This is a genomic window from Pseudomonas sp. YuFO20 (genome assembly GCF_035064975.1).
Classification (GTDB): Bacteria; Pseudomonadota; Gammaproteobacteria; order Pseudomonadales; family Pseudomonadaceae; genus Aquipseudomonas; species Aquipseudomonas putida_AE.
This window is the reverse complement of sequence record NZ_JAXDEO010000023.1, coordinates 14,568-31,115: the sequence shown is the minus strand read 5'-3', so window position 1 is coordinate 31,115 and position 16,548 is coordinate 14,568. Positions and strand designations below refer to the sequence as shown.

The 16,548-nt window shown below is 61.0% G+C and carries 12 protein-coding genes; 2 read left to right on the top strand and 10 right to left on the bottom strand.

Translation table 11 applies throughout. The features are described from left to right. Positions 1 to 17 precede the first annotated feature (17 nt). On the top strand, positions 18 to 437 hold the full coding sequence (locus SOP85_RS14745; RefSeq protein WP_274074572.1) for a pilin: 420 nt from the start codon (positions 18 to 20) through the stop codon (positions 435 to 437). Between the two features lie 308 nt (positions 438 to 745). After that, positions 746 to 1,099, top strand: a complete 354-nt coding sequence (locus tag SOP85_RS14740; RefSeq protein WP_274074573.1) for a BON domain-containing protein — start codon at positions 746 to 748, stop codon at positions 1,097 to 1,099. A 318-nt stretch (positions 1,100 to 1,417) separates the two neighbouring features. Here the strand turns inward: SOP85_RS14740 and SOP85_RS14735 are convergent, their stop codons facing one another. The 10 genes from SOP85_RS14735 to SOP85_RS14690 form a co-directional block, all read right to left on the bottom strand. Beyond that, positions 1,418 to 4,369, bottom strand: a complete 2,952-nt coding sequence (locus tag SOP85_RS14735; protein WP_323627334.1) for a DUF748 domain-containing protein — start codon at positions 4,367 to 4,369, stop codon at positions 1,418 to 1,420. A gap of 93 nt (positions 4,370 to 4,462) precedes the next feature. Beyond that, a complete protein-coding gene (locus SOP85_RS14730) occupies positions 4,463 to 5,479 on the bottom strand; it encodes a class I SAM-dependent rRNA methyltransferase (protein WP_323608707.1) in 1,017 nt (338 codons plus the stop codon). 95 nt (positions 5,480 to 5,574) lie between these two features. Beyond that, a complete protein-coding gene (locus SOP85_RS14725; protein ID WP_323627333.1) occupies positions 5,575 to 6,441 on the bottom strand; it encodes an oxygenase MpaB family protein in 867 nt (288 codons plus the stop codon). A gap of 111 nt (positions 6,442 to 6,552) precedes the next feature. Then, positions 6,553 to 8,490 carry an acetate--CoA ligase gene (gene acs, locus SOP85_RS14720; RefSeq protein WP_274074577.1) on the bottom strand — a complete coding sequence of 646 codons (1,938 nt, stop codon included), beginning with the start codon at positions 8,488 to 8,490 and terminating at the stop codon, positions 6,553 to 6,555. A 159-nt stretch (positions 8,491 to 8,649) separates the two neighbouring features. Next, the gene (gene pgi / locus SOP85_RS14715) at positions 8,650 to 10,314 is read right to left on the bottom strand and encodes a glucose-6-phosphate isomerase (RefSeq protein ID WP_323608705.1); all 1,665 of its coding nucleotides are present in this window, start codon (positions 10,312 to 10,314) and stop codon (positions 8,650 to 8,652) included. Positions 10,315 to 10,523: 209 nt separating this feature from the next. Then, on the bottom strand, positions 10,524 to 11,384 hold the full coding sequence (panC, locus tag SOP85_RS14710; protein ID WP_274074579.1) for a pantoate--beta-alanine ligase: 861 nt from the start codon (positions 11,382 to 11,384) through the stop codon (positions 10,524 to 10,526). After that, entirely contained in the window at positions 11,381 to 12,181 is an 801-nt protein-coding gene (gene panB, locus SOP85_RS14705; protein ID WP_274074580.1) for a 3-methyl-2-oxobutanoate hydroxymethyltransferase, read from the bottom strand. Before panB ends, panC begins: the two co-directional genes overlap by 4 nt. A gap of 328 nt (positions 12,182 to 12,509) precedes the next feature. Next, complete coding sequence (folK, locus tag SOP85_RS14700; protein ID WP_274074581.1) at positions 12,510 to 12,995, bottom strand: 2-amino-4-hydroxy-6-hydroxymethyldihydropteridine diphosphokinase; 486 nt, start codon at positions 12,993 to 12,995, stop codon at positions 12,510 to 12,512. Positions 12,996 to 12,998: 3 nt separating this feature from the next. Further along, entirely contained in the window at positions 12,999 to 14,399 is a 1,401-nt protein-coding gene (locus SOP85_RS14695) for a polynucleotide adenylyltransferase PcnB (protein WP_274074582.1), read from the bottom strand. Between the two features lie 707 nt (positions 14,400 to 15,106). Further along, on the bottom strand, positions 15,107 to 16,546 hold the full coding sequence (locus SOP85_RS14690) for a sigma-54-dependent transcriptional regulator (RefSeq protein WP_274074583.1): 1,440 nt from the start codon (positions 16,544 to 16,546) through the stop codon (positions 15,107 to 15,109). Between the last annotated feature and the right edge of the window lie 2 nt (positions 16,547 to 16,548).

Here is a 16,548-nt window from a genome sequence, read left to right as displayed (position 1 = left end):
ATGCATGGAGGCTGTCCTTGAACAATCAAAAAGGTTTTACCCTGATCGAGCTGCTGATCGTGGTGGCGATCATCGGGATTCTGGCGACGTTTGCGATACCGGCTTACTCCAAGTACCAGGCGCGGGCCAAGGTGACGGCGGGGCTGGCCGAGATATCGGCGTTGAAGGTGGCGTTCGAGGATGTGATCAATCAAGGCGACGACCCTGATTTGTCCAATGTCGGCGGCGCTGCATTAACGTCCAACTGCACGACCTCGGCCAGCGGTAAAGCCACTGATGGTTCCGGGACTATCGGTTGCACGATCCTTAACGCGCCGGCTCAGGTGCTGAATAAAACCATCACCCTTTCGCGTACGGTGGCAGGCTGGACCTGTGCCACCACCGTCGACCAGGAGTACGCGCCGAAAGGCTGCACGGGGGTTGCCCCGAAAGCCTGATCCATTCATTTATTGCCTGATACCCCGCCTGTGCGGGGTATTTTTTGTTCGACGTTCAGGGCTACCGAGTATTTGAGAAAACTTCCGACAATTCATGGCCTTAGGCCTTACTCAAAACCCGCAACTTGCATGTAGAGAATTTCCAACTCATGCATTTTGCATGATTTCGAGAAATCGCTGATTTTATAAGTTGTTGATTTATATGGTATTTGCATCTGTTTCAAAGTTGGCACAGCGTTCGCAATATCTCCGGTAAGCCTGCTGAAAAGACAATCAGCAGATTTTCCAGAAAAACAGGAGTTACTCGTATGAAGAAGTTCGCTATCGCTGCCGCTACTGCTACCGCGCTGACCCTGACCATGGCCAACGCTGCATTTGCCCAGACTCAGGCCACACAAGCACCCATGATGCTGGCCGCCGGTGAAGTCACCGAAGCGAAAGAGGATGTTTCCGATACCTGGATCACTACCAAAGTCAAATCGGACCTGGTCACCGAAAAAGGCATTCCCGGCACCGACATCAAAGTGGAAACCAACAAAGGTGTTGTGTCTCTGTCGTCCACCGTTGCGGTAACGGATGCCCAGAAAACCACCGCAGTGGCTATCACCAAGAAAATCAAAGGCGTCAAGGCGGTCTCCGCTGACGGCCTGAAAGCCGAGTAAGGCAAGACTTCTCGCTTGGACTGGGAGAAGGCGCGGTAGGCGGGCCGAGTCATACGTCTGCCGCAACTGAGAAGTTCATGCGACCGGCCACAGGGATGTGGCCATTACAGGCCCCGGCATTCGTGTCGGGGCCTGTTCTATTGGGGTATCGCAAATCCAATGTGGGAGCGGGCTTGCTCGCGAAAGCGGTGTGACAGTCAATACAAGTGTCGACTGTCACACCGCTTTCGTCGGAACGCCGCCCGGAGCAAGCCCGCTCCCACATTGGTACGTGTTGTGTTTAATGACCGCGTTTACGGGTGAGCAGCCGTTCGCCCATCACTCAGCGTCCAGGTGCATTGGGGTGACCACCTTGCCGTCCTTTTCCGCTTCGCCCAACTGGGCGTCGATGAAGTACACCCGGTCGTCCGCGAGCTGACCCTTGTCGACCAGATAATCCTTGATGCTGCTGGCGCGTTCCTGGCCCAGCTCACGCAACAGCACTTCGCTGGAGCTCCAGAACTGGATCACGTCCGCACGCATTTTCGCCGTGCGTTCTTCCTTGCCCAGGTCTTTCCATTCGGCGGGCGGCTGGACCTTCAGGCGCGTGCGGTAGATCCCTTCGAGCAGCGGACCTTTCTCGCTGTCCGGTACCTCAACCAGATTCGCCTTCGCCGGCACCTTGTCGCCGCGGCGCTGGAGCATCTTGTAGTAGTTGTACTGATATTCCCGTTCCAGGCGTTGCTCGGCGAGCAGCGGGCCATCACTGCTCTTGGCAGCGGTGCCTTCGATTTCCAGGCGCAGGGTCGGGCGTTCCTTGAGGGCCTGGGACAGTTTGACCAGGGCCGCTTCGGCGTCCTTGCTCAGGTCGCTCGAGCCCGGCGCGAATGACACGGTACCCAGGTCCTCCGAGCCACCACCGGCCACCAGGCCACCAATGAGTTTGAACGGCGCGGCGGCAGCCTTGACGATCAGGTTGCGCAGGGTTTGCCAGACAATCGGCATCACGCTGAACTGCGGATTGTTCAGGTCGCCGGTCACCGGCAGTTCGATGGAAATCTTGCCGTCGACGTCCTTGAGCAGGGCAATCGCCAGTTTCAGCGGCAGGCTCACGGCATCCGGGCTGTCGACTTTTTCGCCCAGTTGCAACTGCTCGACCACTACCTTGTTTTCAGCCTTGAGCTGGCCTTTGGTGATCACGTAATGCAGGTCGAGGTTGAGTCGGCCTTTGCGGATGCGATAACCGGCGAACTTGCCGGAGTAGGGGGTCAGCGTGGTCAGTTCCACGCGTTTGAAGCTGGTGGCGATGTCGAGGCTGGCCATCGGGTCGAACGGGTTGACCGCGCCCTTGATGGTCACCGGTGCGTAGCGGTCGACCTTGCCCTTGATATCGACAGTGGCCGGTTTCGCCTGGCGGCTGTCGATGGTGCCGATCGAACCGTTGAGCTGCTGGATGGCGGTGGCGAAGTTTGGGGTCAGGCTGAAGTCGGCGAAGTTCGCCGAACCGTCGTTGATGGCAATGCCGCCGATATGGATGCCCAGGGGCTTGTCCTTGCTGGCGGTTCTGGCGGCGGCAGGCTTGGTCGCGGACTCGGGCGGTTGCGGGATCAGCAGATCGTCGATGTTGGTGGTGCGGTCATCGTTGATCATGAAGCGCGCATAGGGTTGCAGCAGGTTGATCTTGTCGATCGACAGGCTGTCGCCATGTTGGTAGTTGAGGCCTTCGACCACCAACTGCTGCCACTTGAGAAAGTCCCGGGTTTTCAGGGTGTCGAGGGTGTGCAGCTGATCGACCTGAGCGCGGCCGGTGACGCTGAGGGCCAGCGGCTCGGTGCTTTTCAGGTTGACCGCCAGGTCGCTGCCGAGCATGCCGCTGCGCAGCTCCAGGCGAATGAACGGGCTGATGTAGGACTGGGCGACACGCAGGTCAATGTCCTTGGTCTGTACATTGAGCCTGGCGCTGACAGGCGCCAGGTTGACCTCGCCATCGGCCGTGAGCTTGCCCTGCTTGCCCACGCCGGTGTCGAGCTTGAGGGCGAAGGGCGAGCCATTGAGGCTGTCGAACTTCTGCAAGTCGAGATTCAGCGGGCTCAGCTCTACTTCCACCGGCGGTTGCGCCTTGCGGTCCGCCAGATGCACTTTGTAATCGCGCAATTGCACATCGGTGAGCAGCACTTGCCAGGGTTTGCCAGGCTCCGCCGGTTCGGGTTTCGGCGAATCGGCGGCCGCCGGGGTGCTCGGCGGTTCGGCGTTGGCCTTGGCCGCCGGTTTGGACGGTTGGCTGGCGAACAGTTTCTGCCAGTCGAGCTGGCCATCGGCTTCCAGTGCCGCCCAGGTTTCCAGCTTTTGGCTGCGGATCTTGCCGACCACCACTTGCTGTTTGGCCAGGTCCACCGTGGTTTCGCTGATGTCCAGACGCTCGAGCTTCGCCAGCGGCCGTCCGTCCGGGGCCTTGATCGCGAAGGGTGCGACGCTGACTGCGAGGTTGTTCAGCAGCAGTTCGGTCTGCTTGGCCAGGCTGAGTTTGTAGTCGGTACTGAGGCTCATCACCCCGCTTTCGAGGTCCAGGGGCACGGCGTCGCGGACATAGGGCCAAAAGGCTTTCATCTTGCCGTCGGTAATTTTCAGCTTGCCTTCAGAGGCGAACGGAATGAGGCTGAAGTTGCCGGTCCAGTCGACCTGGCCACCGTTGGGGCCAATAGCGACCAGTTCCATGTCGGCGCTGTCTTCGGGCAAGGTGCTGAGGTTTTTCAGTTCGAAGTCGAGTTTGTCGTAGAGAAACTCGATCGCTTCGCTGGGGCGCTCATCCTTGAAGTGCAAGGCGCCGCCCGCCAGTTTGATCCGGTCTATGCGCAGCGGGAACGGCTTGGCGTTCGGATCGGCCGGCGTGGGTTCGCTCGCTGGCAGTTTGAACAGCCCGCGCAGATTGAGTTTGCCGTCCTTGCCGAAGAGGATTTCGGTCTTGGATTTTTCCAGTTCGATTTCCGACAGGTGCAGCGCCTGGGTCCAGAGGCTGTCGAGATGCAGGTTGGCGTACAGTCGTTCGAAGCCGACCTGCTCTTTGCCGGGCTCGCCGATGTTCAGGCCCCAAAGGGTCACTTCAAGGCTGAACGGGTTGAGTTCGATACGCTGGAGGGTGGCGGGCGTCGTGGCGTAGTGGGCCAGTTGTTGGTTGGCAACGCGCAACGCGATGCCCGGCAAAATCAGAAAGCCCAGCAGACTGTAGAGCGCCAGAGCAGTCAACAAGGCGCCGATGGCGCGAATCAATCCTTTGTACATGTGCGGCTTCATCTGTCTGGATCGGAGTGCCTTGGAGTATGGCACGCGATTTCGGTTCCGAAGTCCTCACATCCTGCGGGATTTGTCGGAAAACAACGGCGACTTTCAGAACTGCAGAATCAGGGTTTTCAGGGGTGGCTGCTGGTCCATCGACGGGAAATCGCCGCCTGGTTTCATCACCGTCCACTCCCGGACCGGCCGGCCGGCTTTCTCGGCGCAACGCAGGACCTGCTCGCGCCAGTCGTCCATGCTGACTTTTGCCAGGTTGTTGCAGCAGATCAGCACGCCGTTGTCAGCGGTGGTCAGGACTGCCGGCTTGAGCAGGCTCTGATAGTCGCGCAGCAGGTCGACGGTACCGAAAGCACTCTTGGCCCAGGCCGGCGGATCGAGCAGCACCAGGTCATACTGACGCTGTTCCAGGCGTTGATAGCTCGGCAGTTTCTGCCCGCGACGCTGGCTGATGGGCAGGCCGGCCAACTGGCGAATGGCCGGGAAGTAGTCGGACTGGATGAATTGCATGGTCGGCAATTGCGGGTTGAGCAAGCCATTCTCGCGACCGACCGCCAGGTTGCCTTCGGCGAAATCCAGGTTGCACACCTCGCTGGCCCCCCCGGCTGCGGCGCTGAGACCGACCCCGCAGGTGTAGGCGAACAGGTTCAGTACGCTTTTGTTCTTGCTGTGGTCCTTGACCCAGCCGCGGGTATTGCGCAGGTCGAGGAACAACAGCGGGTCCTGCCCGGCGTGGCGCCCGCGCACCCGATAATTGAGGCCCCACTCGTGGCCCACCAGGTCTTGCAGCGCGGCTTCGTCGGCACGGTAGACAGTGTCTTCGCGGTCGATGCGCGAGTTGCCACGGGAGCGGTCGTTGTAGACCAGCAGGGTTTCAAACCCCAGGGTTTGATTGACCATTTCGTGCAGTTGCAGCAACGCTTCGCGGTCGAGCGACTGGTGGAAACTCTGCACCATCAGTTGCGGGCCGTAGCGGTCGATGGTCAGGCCGCCGGCGCCTTCCTGGCTGCCATGGAACAGGCGATAGCAGTCGGTGCCCTGGCTGTGCAGTTCGGCCAGCAGATCCTGACGATGTTCAAGGGCGGCGCGCAGCGCCTGATTCAAGGAGGACATGCCGGGCGCCTTGCAGGTGGAATTGGGCGCGGGAGTTTAACAGCTTGGGCTTGCTGAAATACCGCATTATCGTTCTTCGCGGGCAAGCCTCGCTCCTACAGCCCCATTCGTCTTTTCGCACGATGTACCGAGCCATTGCGCACCGCCCAGCGCAGCATCGGCGCACTGCGGTTGACGCTGGCGCGGATCAATTTGCGTTGCAGCGGGCCTTGGTGCACGCCAAGCATGTCACTGGCCCAGTCCGGCAGCAGATCGATCCCGGCCTGCATCATCAAACCGCCGAATGGCTTGGCCAGACGGCTGGGGGAGGGGGCGTTCAACAGCAATCGCAGCACTTCCCGACTGCGTTCGTCGCACAGCAGCTGCGGGCGAATGCGCTCAAGATAAGCGGCAATCTCCTGCCGGGAGCGCGGCACGTCACGGGCGCCCAGACGTTCGGCCACCAGCGCGATCTCTGCGTAATAACGATCCTGATCGGCCAGGGACAGGTGTGGATTGCGATAACGCAAATGCGCGGCGAGGAAGTTGCTGACCTCCGCCACATGCACCCAGGTCAGCAGATCGGGGTCGCTGGCGGCATAGGGCCGGCCATCGGGTGCGGTGCCTGTGACTTGCAGGTGGATGGTGCGCACTTTTTCGATCAGCCAGTCGGCGTCCTGTCGTGAGCCAAAGGTGGTGCCGGAAATGAATTGCCCGGTGCGACGCAGGCGACCGAGCATGTCCTCGCGAAAGTTCGAATGGTCCCACACACCCGCCAGGGCCAGCGGGTGCAGGGCCTGCAACATCAGGGCGCTGATGCCGCCGATCAACATGCTGCTGAAGTCGCCGTGGACTTGCCAGCTCACCGAGTCGGGCCCGAACAGCCCGGGGTCGCCCTTGGGGTTTTCCAGGTCGAGCTTGCCCAGGGACAGGCCGGTCAGGCTCATGATCTGGGTTTCGATGCGATTGCGGATGAATTCCATGGTGTCCCGGTGATTGACTGTAGGAGCTGCCGCAGGCTGCGATCTTTTGATCCTGAAGGCAACGTCAAAAGATCGCAGCCTGCGGCAGCTCCTACAGGAGGCGGTAGTACGTTATTGATTCAGGCGCTTGTCGATCAGGCCCTGGACCACGCTCGGATCGGCCAGGGTCGAGGTGTCGCCCAGGCTGTCCAGTTCGTTGCAGGCGATCTTGCGCAGAATGCGCCGCATGATCTTGCCTGAACGGGTTTTCGGCAAGGCCGGCGCCCACTGGATCAGGTCGGGCTTGGCGAAGCTGCCGATTTCCTTGCTGACGTGGGCGAGCAGGGCTTTTTTCAGTTCTTCATTTTGCTCGACGCCGTTCATGGGGGTGACGAAGGCGTAGATGCCCTGGCCCTTGACGTCATGCGGGTAACCGACCACGGCGGCTTCGGCGATGTTGTCGTGCAGGACCAGAGCGCTCTCCACTTCGGCGGTGCCGATGCGGTGCCCGGAGACGTTGATGACATCGTCGATGCGCCCGGTGATCCAGTAGTCGCCATCTTCGTCGCGGCGGGCGCCATCGCCGGTGAAGTAGTAGCCGGGGTAGGGCTTGAAGTAGGTGTCGACCATGCGTTGCGGGTCGCCGTAGACGCTGCGGATCTGCGCCGGCCAGCTGGATTTGATCGCCAGCACGCCGCTGCCGGCGCCTTTGATTTCCTTGCCATGCTCGTCCAGGAGCACCGGTTGTACGCCGAACATCGGCTGCGTCGCGCAGCCCGGTTTGATCCGTTGCGCACTGACCAGCGGGCTGAGCATGATGCCGCCGGTTTCGGTCTGCCACCAGGTATCGACAATCGGGCAGCGCTGTTCGCCGACGACATTGAAGTACCACTCCCAGGCTTCCGGGTTGATCGGCTCACCGACAGTGCCGAGCAATCTGAGGCTGGCGCGAGACGATTCCTTCAACGGTTCTGCGCCTTCGCGCATCAGCGCGCGCAGTGCAGTAGGGGCGGTGTAGAAAATGTTCACCTTGTGCTTGTCGATCACCTGCCAGAACCGCGAGGTGCTCGGGTAGCTCGGCACGCCTTCGAAGATCAGGGTGGTGGCGCCATTGGCCAGGGGGCCGTAGACGATGTAGCTGTGGCCGGTGACCCAGCCGACGTCGGCGGTGCACCAGAACACTTCACCGTCGCGGTAGTCCAGCACGTATTTGAAGGTCATGGCCGCTTGCAGCAGGTAGCCCCCGGTGGTGTGCAGCACGCCTTTGGGTTTGCCGGTGCTGCCGGAGGTGTAGAGGATGAACAGCGGGTCTTCGGCGTCCATCGGCTCAGGCGGGCAGTCGTCGCCTACGTCGCGTAGCGCCTGGTGATACCAGAGGTCCCGGCCCTCGACCCAGTTCACCGGGTTCTGGGTTCGTTCGACCACGACCACGGTGCTGACATCCGGGCAGCTTTGCAGCGCCTTGTCGACATTGTGCTTGAGTGGCACGAATTTGCCGCCGCGCACGCCTTCATCGGCAGTGATCACTGTGCGGCAGTCGGCGTCGAGGATCCGGTCGCGCAGCGAATCCGGCGAGAACCCGCCGAACACCACCGAATGCACCGCGCCGATGCGTGTGCAGGCGAGCATGGCGTAGGCCGCTTCGGGGATCATCGGCATGTAGATGCACACCCGGTCGCCTTTCTTCACGCCACGACTTTTGAGCACGTTGGCCAGGCGGCAGACGTAATGGTGCAGTTTCTTGTAAGTGATCTGGGTGGATTCGGCGGGGTCGTCGCCTTCCCAGATGATCGCGGTTTGATCGCCGCGCTTGGCCAGGTGACGGTCAATGCAGTTGAAGCTGACGTTCAGCTTGGCGCCGGCAAACCAGTGGGCTTCACCGGTCTTCAGGTCGTAGCGCTGGACGGTTTGCCACGGTGTGCTCCAGTCGAGGAAGCGGGTGGCTTGTTCGGCCCAGAAGGTGCTGGGGTGTTCGATGGATTCGCGGTACAGGCGGTGATAGTCGTCCTGACTCAGTTGTGCAGCCCGGCGCACGGCATCGGCTTTAGGGAACGTGCTGATATCGAACATGACGGTTCCTTCTTCTTGTTGTGGCGAAGAGGGGAGCTGCGCGACCCTCGTAGGAGCTGGCTTGCCAGCGAAAGCGGTGTATCAGTCGACATAAGTATTGCCTGATATACCGTCTTCGCTGGCAAGCCAGCTCCTACAAAGGTTAGTACAAGCGTCAAATCAGCCGCGGTGACGTCCGCGGAAGTAGTTGATCAAGCCCTGGGTGGACGCGTCGTCAGCCGGGGTTTCTTCGCTGCCGACCAGGCGGTTGTAGACGCCTTTGCCCAGTTCCTTGCCCAGCTCCACACCCCATTGGTCGAAGGCATTGATGCCCCAGATCACGCTTTGCACGAAGACTTTGTGCTCGTACATCGCCACCAACGCACCCAGGCGCCGCGGGCTGATGCGCTCGACCACCAGGGTGTTGCTCGGACGGTTGCCCGGGATCACCTTGTGCGGCGCAAGGCTCTGCACCTGCTCTTCGCTCATGCCTTTGTCACGCAGCTCGGCCTGGGCTTCGGCCAGGGTCTTGCCGAGCATCAGCGCCTGGCTTTGCGACAGGCAGTTGGCGTACAGCCACTGGTGGTGGTCGGCCACCGGGTTGAAGCTGACGATCGGCACGATGAAGTCGGCCGGGATCAGTTGGGTGCCCTGGTGCAGCAACTGGTGGTAAGCGTGCTGGCCGTTGCAACCTACGCCACCCCAGATCACCGGGCCGGTGTCGGTGCTGACGGGCGTACCGTCCTGGCGCACGCTCTTGCCGTTGGATTCCATGTCCAGCTGTTGCAGGTGCTTGGTGATGTTACGCAGGTAGTGGTCGTACGGCAGGATCGCGTGGCTTTGCGCGCCCCAGAAATTGCCGTACCACACGCCGAGCAGGGCCAGCAGCACCGGCATGTTCTGGTCGAACGGGGTGTTCAGGAAGTGCTGGTCCATGGTGTACGCACCGGACAGCAGTTCCTTGAAGTTCGACATGCCGATGGCCAGGGCGATCGGCAAACCGATGGCCGACCACAGCGAGTAACGCCCGCCGACCCAGTCCCACATCGGGAAGATGTTCTCTTCGCGGATGCCGAACGCTACGGCGGCGGCGTTGTTGCTTGATACTGCGATGAAGTGGCGATGCAGTTCGGCTTCCGAACCGCCCTGGGCCAGGTACCAGGCGCGGGCGGCCTGGGCGTTCTTCAGCGTTTCGAGGGTGTTGAAGGATTTCGACGAAACGATGAACAGCGTGGTCTCGGCGCGCAGCTTCATGGCCAGTTCGTGGAACTCGCTGCCATCGATGTTTGCCAGGTAGTGGCAACGCACACCTTTCTGGGCATAGGCCAGCAGGGCTTCGGAGACCAGCTCGGGCCCCAGGAACGAACCACCGATGCCGATGTTGACCACGTCAGTGATCGGCTTCTCGGAGTAGCCGCGCCACAGGCCGTCGTGGATACGGCCCACGAGGTCGGTGATCTGGTTCAGCACTTTGTGCACTTCTGGCATCACGTTGACGCCGTTGACCGACAACTTGTCGCCGACCGGACGACGCAGGGCGGTGTGCAGGGCAGGGCGTCCTTCGGAGGCGTTGACGATCTCGCCATCGAACAGCGATTTGATTGCGCCCTTGAGGTCGACTTCGTCGGCCAGGCCCACCAGCAGGTCGCGGGTCTGGGCGTTGATCAGGTTCTTCGAGTAGTCGAGAAACAGACCGCAGCTACTGAGGGTGAATTGATTGAAGCGCTGCGGGTCGGCGTTGAAGGCCTCGCGCATGTTGAAATCCTGCATGGCCTGGCGGTGGTCTTTCAACGCCTGCCAGGCGGGCAGGGTGGTCACGTCGTGGGGGGTGCGGTAATACGCCATCGCTGCGGGTTTCCTTTTACTTGAACTGCCTTTAAGACACTGAAAATACCGGAATGTCCTGACCACTGACTGGCGGTAACCCGGTTAGCCTGCGTGCACACGATTAAATAGCGCAGACCGGTAACAGTAAACCCAGTGAGACGATCTGTCTTGGCTTTGTCGGACCTGCTACCGGTACTTTTTTGTACCGGTGCGGTCGTGGGGGGATTTCAGGCGGGGGTGTCGAGGTTCAGGTGCAGGTTGTCGATCAGGCGCGTCGTCCCCAGGAACGCCGCCACCAGGATCACCAGGTCGCGATCTTCCGGGGTGGCCGGGCGCAGGCTCAGGCCATGGCGAATTTCCAGGTAGTCGGGACGCAGGCCCGCCGCTTCGAGCTGTTGCAGCTTGGCACGGATCAGGGCCGGGTAATCGCGCTCGCCTTGTTTGATCGCTTCGGCGATCTCGCTCAGCGTGCGATACACCACCGGCGCCACGGCGCGCTGATCTGCGTCGAGGAAGCCATTGCGCGACGACAGCGCCAGGCCATCGGCCGCCCGCACCGTCGGCTCGCCAATGATCTGGATCGGCATGTTCAGGTCATGCACCAGCGCGCGAATGACTGCCAGTTGCTGAAAGTCTTTCTGGCCGAAGATCGCCAGGTCCGGCTGGACCATGTTGAACAGCTTGCTGACCACCGTTGCCACACCTTCGAAATGCCCCGGACGGCTGGCGCCGCACAGGCCTTCGGAAAGCTGCGGGACGCTGACGCGGGTCTGGCCGGTCATGCCGCCGGGGTACATCTCTTCAACGGTCGGCGCGAACAGCAGGTCGCAACCGGCTTCGAGCAGTTTTTCCTGGTCGGCGGCGAGGGTGCGCGGGTATTTGTCGAGGTCTTCGCCAGCACCGAACTGCAGCGGGTTGACGAAAATGCTCGCGACCACGAAATCCACCCGCTGGGTGGCCTTGGTGATCAGCGCGACATGCCCGCTGTGCAGGTTGCCCATGGTCGGCACAAAGCCGATGCGCTTGCCTTCACTGCGGGCACGGGCCACGGCGGCCCGTAGTTCGCGTACGGTTTTGACGGTGTTCATGCAGAGAATCCGTGTTCGATGCCTGGGAAAGTCGCCGCTTTGACTTCAGTGACGTAAGCGCTCAGGGCCGCGTGGATGCTTTCCTGGCCGGCCATGAAGTTTTTCACGAACTTGGGGACGCGACCGGTAATCGACAGGCCCAGCATGTCGTGCAGGACCAGTACCTGGCCGTCGGTGCGGTGGCCGGCGCCAATCCCGATGACCGGAATGCCCACGGCCTGGGTGATTTCTTCGGCCAGCTCGCTCGGCACGCATTCGAGCAGCAGCATCGACGCGCCGGCCTGTTCCAGCGCGATGGCATCGGCACGCATCTGCCGCGCCTGGTTTTCGTTGCGACCCTGGACCTTGTAGCCGCCGAGGATGTTCACCGATTGCGGGGTCAGGCCCATGTGGGCGCAGACCGGAACGCCCCGTTCTGCCAACAGGCGGATCGAGTCCGCCAGCCACAACGCGCCTTCAACCTTGATCATGTGAGCGCCGGCCTGCATCAGCAGGGCGCTGTTGGTCATGGCCTGTTCCGTGGTGGCGTAGGCCATGAACGGCAAGTCGGCAAGGATCAGGGCGTCGGTGTTACCGCGTTTGACGGCTGCCACATGGTAAGCCATTTCGGCGGTGGTGACCGGCAGGGTGCTGTCGTGACCTTGCAGAACCATGCCGAGTGAGTCGCCCACCAGCAGCACTTCGACGCCGGCCTGGTTGCAGGCGTGGGCGAAGGTTGCGTCATAGCAGGTCAGCATGGTGATTTTTTCACCTTTTTGCTTGAGACCTTGCAGAGTGGTCAGGGTGATGGCTGGCATGAAAAGTTCCTCATTCAGGCGCTGTGGAAACTACTGCGAGTAACGCGCGTGATTCTTCGTTGAATACAGGCGCACGGTCTTTTGTCGTGCTTTGAAGGCCTGGATTGCGCCCTTGATGCCGTGGTGACGGCAGCGGGACGCCTATAGTCGTGAGGAGAACGTGGGAAGTCAATTGCGTGTGTTACCGCATTGTTACGCCCGCGGTGTTACCGGGGTGACTGATGCGTTTCAGCAAATGCCAACATCAAAAGATCGCAGCCTTCGGCAGCTCCTACAGGTCATCACCGTCCTGTAGGAGCTGCCGAAGGCTGCGATCTTTTGGTGCAACTCAGTCTACCGGCAGGCGTTCCAGCCCGACGAACGGGCAGGCAGCGAGCAAGTCGGCCAGTGCTCGGCCATCGGCCAGGCGTAGGTCGGCGGGCGTCAGTTCGGCCAGGGGATACAGGACGAAGGCCCGCTCCTGCATATGGTAATGCGGGACTTTCAGGCGAGGTTCGTCGATCAGGCGGTCACCGAACAGCAGGATGTCCAGGTCCAGCGTACGCGGGCCCCAGCGCTCAAGGCGCTCGCGGCCCTGGCCGGTTTCGATGGACTGCAAGGCGTCCAGCAGCTCAAGCGGTGCCAGAGCGCTGTCGAGCGCGGCCACTGCGTTGGTATAACGCGGCTGGCCGGGCAGCAACGAGTCGCTTTGATAGAAGGCAGAAACCCCGACCAGTTGCGATTGCGGCAACTGAGCCAGTGCCTCGATGGCGCTGCGCAGCTGTTCGGCGGGGTCAGCCAGGTTGCTGCCCATGCCGATGTAGATGCGTTCCATGGATTACTCGCCCGTGGTGCTCGAAGCGTCCGCTGAGCGCTTGCGCTTGGAGCCGCCGCTGCGGCGACGTTTGCGTGGGCCGCCGGTACCGTCGTCCTTGCCACTGAGGTCGCGAATCATGTCGCGACGCTCGCTGTCATTGGCATCCTGGTAGTCGGTCCACCATTCGCCCAGGCCATCGGTCTGCTCGCCCGCGCTTTCGCGCAGCAGCAGGAAGTCGTAGCCGGCGCGGAAGCGCGGATTGTCCAGCAGCAGGTCGGCGCGTTTGCCGCTGCGCCGTGGCAGGCGCTCCTGCATGTCCCAGATCTCGCGGATCGGCATGGTGAAGCGTTTCGGGATCGCGATGCGCTGGCACTGCTCGGCAATCAGCTCGTGAGCGGCTTCCTGCATCGCCGGAATCGGCGGCATGCCACGATCCTGCAGGCGCAATACGCGCGCCGGCAGAGCGGGCCAAAGCAGGGCGGCAAACAGGAACGCCGGGGTGACCGGCTTGTTCTGCTTGATGCGCAGGTCGGTGTTGATCAGGGCTTCGCTGATCAGGGTGTGGGTGTAGGTCGGGTTGTATTCCAGTGCCTCGGCGCTGGCCGGGAACAGTGGATCGAACAATTGCAGGTCGACCAGCATTTCAAAAGTGTCGGCCGCGTGGCCGGACAGGAATAGCTTGAGCACTTCTTCGAACAAGCGGGCCGACGGGATCTCGCGCAGCATGGGCGCGAGGTCGCGGATGGGCGCGGCACTGTGTTTTTCGATGCCGAAATTCAGCTTGGCGGCAAACCGCACGGCGCGCAGCATCCGCACCGGGTCTTCCTGGTAACGCTGCTTGGGGTCGCCAATCAAGCGGATCAGTTGGTTGCGAATGTCGTGCACGCCGTTGGCGTAATCGAGAATGCGTTCGCTGACCGGATCGTAATACAGGGCATTGATGGTGAAGTCGCGGCGTTGCGCGTCTTCTTCCAGGGTGCCGTAGACGTTGTCGCGCAGGATGCGCCCGCTTTCGTTACGCGAGGATTGATTTTGATCTTCCTCTTCGTCGTTCTGCGGGTGGTTGGCGCGGAAGGTCGCGACTTCGATGATTTCGCGGCCAAAGTGGATATGCACCAGTTTGAACCGACGGCCAATGATCCGTGCATTACGGAATTCGGCGCGTACCTGTTCAGGGGTGGCGCTGGTGGCGACGTCGAAATCTTTCGGCGTGATGCCGAGCAGCATGTCACGCACACAACCGCCGACCAGATAGGCCTGGTAACCGGCGCCCTGCAGGCGTTCGACGATGTTCACCGCGTAACGGCTGAATTGCCCCTTTTGCAGCGAATGTTGGCCGCTATTGAGCACTTCAGGCGTGCTGCGGATGTGTTGCGTACGACGCACGGGAGTACGGAATGACTGGAACAGCTTCTTCAGCATGGGATGCACTGTTTGAAGGAATGTTCGGCCAAAACGAAGAATGACCGCATGATGGGCGGGGATTCTAGCATTTAGTCGAGGGATGGTGTAGGACACAGCGGATTTGAGGTGTAGGAGCGAGGCGGGGCGGGCGAATCGCAGAAACTACAAGGGGAGCCGAAGCTCCCCAAGAAGTAGTTGCATGCTCATTTTTGTTATTGGTTTCGGGCTTCTTGTTTTTGTTGAGTGCCCTCGCCATGAAGCTTTCCTTCATGACACTCCCAATCGGGAGCCAAGAGCAAACGGATTGCTTTGGTCGCTGTGCTGCAGTGATCTTGCGATCCAACCAGTTCAGGCTCTGTCTTAAGACAGTTTTTTGTTGTTCTCGGCCTGGTCGTGGGGCATGCCCCAAATACAACGCCTCTCCAAAAGAATCAGTTAGCTGCGCCTCTCGCCGTCTTGTTTTTATTGTGCGTGAGTCGATACGTCTTATTTTTATTGTCTTGTGCATTGCTTGTTATTGTTCTTGTACCAAACATATAGCAGGGTGCGTGCCAACTTTTGCGAACCCCAGTAAAACAAGGGGTTAGGCGAACCGAAGGGGTAAATGGGGGCGAAAAAAAGCCGGGGCTTCGTTACCGTAAGCCCCGGCTTCTGTTACGTGAAAAACCTGAGGTAACAGTTTTTTCACAAAATCATGTGTTACCCGCACATGAGACAGGTGGGGTTCAGCTTTCGCTGGCCACCCCGGTTTTGCGCCGCGGGATACCCAGGCGCTGACGGCGTTCCCACAGGCATTTGCGACTGACCCCGAGTTTGCGCGCCAGCTCGGTCTCGGTCATGTGGTCCTGATGCTCGAGCACGAAGTGCTGGAAGTAGTCTTCCAGGGACAGGTCTTCGGTCGGCTCATGATTGTTGTTGCCGGCGTTGCCGTTGCCCTGTTGTGGGGGCAGGCCGATGAACTCGTCGTCTTCCAGGTCGCCCAGTTCGATGTCGATGCCCAGCAGCTCGGCGGAAATCTCGGGGCTCTCGCTCAGGATGACCGCGCGCTCTACCGCGTTTTCCAGCTCACGAACGTTACCCGGCCACGAGTAGTGACGAATGGCTTGCTCGGCGTCCGCGGCGAACTTGAGGTCGGTACGGTTGATCCGCGCGCTTTGCCGCGCCAGGAAGGCGTTGGCGATTTCATTGACGTCCGCGCCACGTTCGCGCAGGGCCGGCAGTTTCAGGGCGATCACGTGGAGGCGGTAATAAAGGTCTTCACGGAACTGGCCGATCTTTGCCAGGCTCTTGAGGTCTCGGTGAGTCGCGGCGATCAGGCGCACATCGACCTTTTGCGACTGGACCGAGCCCACTCGACGAATTTCACCTTCCTGCAACACACGCAGCAGGCGCGCCTGGGCTTCCAGTGGCAGCTCACCGATTTCATCGAGGAACAAGGTGCCGCCGTCCGCCGCTTCCACCAGGCCGGCACGTCCGGCGCTGGCGCCGGTGAACGCGCCCTTCTCGTGGCCGAACAGTTCGGACTCGATCAGGCTTTCCGGAATGGCCGCGCAGTTCACCGAAATCATCGGTGCCTTGGCCCGCTTGGAGAGGTTGTGCAGGGCTCGCGCCACCAGTTCCTTACCGGTACCGGACTCGCCCTGGATCAGGACATTGGAGTCAGTCGGCGCGACTTTGCGGATCTTGCCATACAGGTCTTGCATCGGTGGGCACGAGCCGATGATGCCGATCTCGCCGTTGCTGTTGTCGGTGCCGGGCTTGGCCGCGCCATTGCCGGCTTTGGCGGCAACCGGTTCGCTGCTGGCTTGCGCCGATTGCCGGTCACGCAGGATGCGCGCGACGGCCTGGAGCATTTCGTCGTGATCGAAAGGCTTGGCGATGTAGTCCACCGCGCCCATCTTCATCGAGTCCACTGCCGAGCGCAGGCTGGCATAGCTGGTCATGATCAGCACCGGCGTACCCTGGCCCAGCTTGATCAACTCGGTGCCCGGCGCGCCCGGCAGGCGCAGGTCACTGACGATCAGGTCGAACGTGGGAATGGTGAAGCGTTCTTGTGCTTCCTGCACTGAACCGGCTTCGCTGACCTGGTACTGGTTGCGTTCCAGCAGGCGGCGCAAGGCGGAGCGGATAATTGTTTCGTCTTCGACGATCAAAATGTGCGGCATTG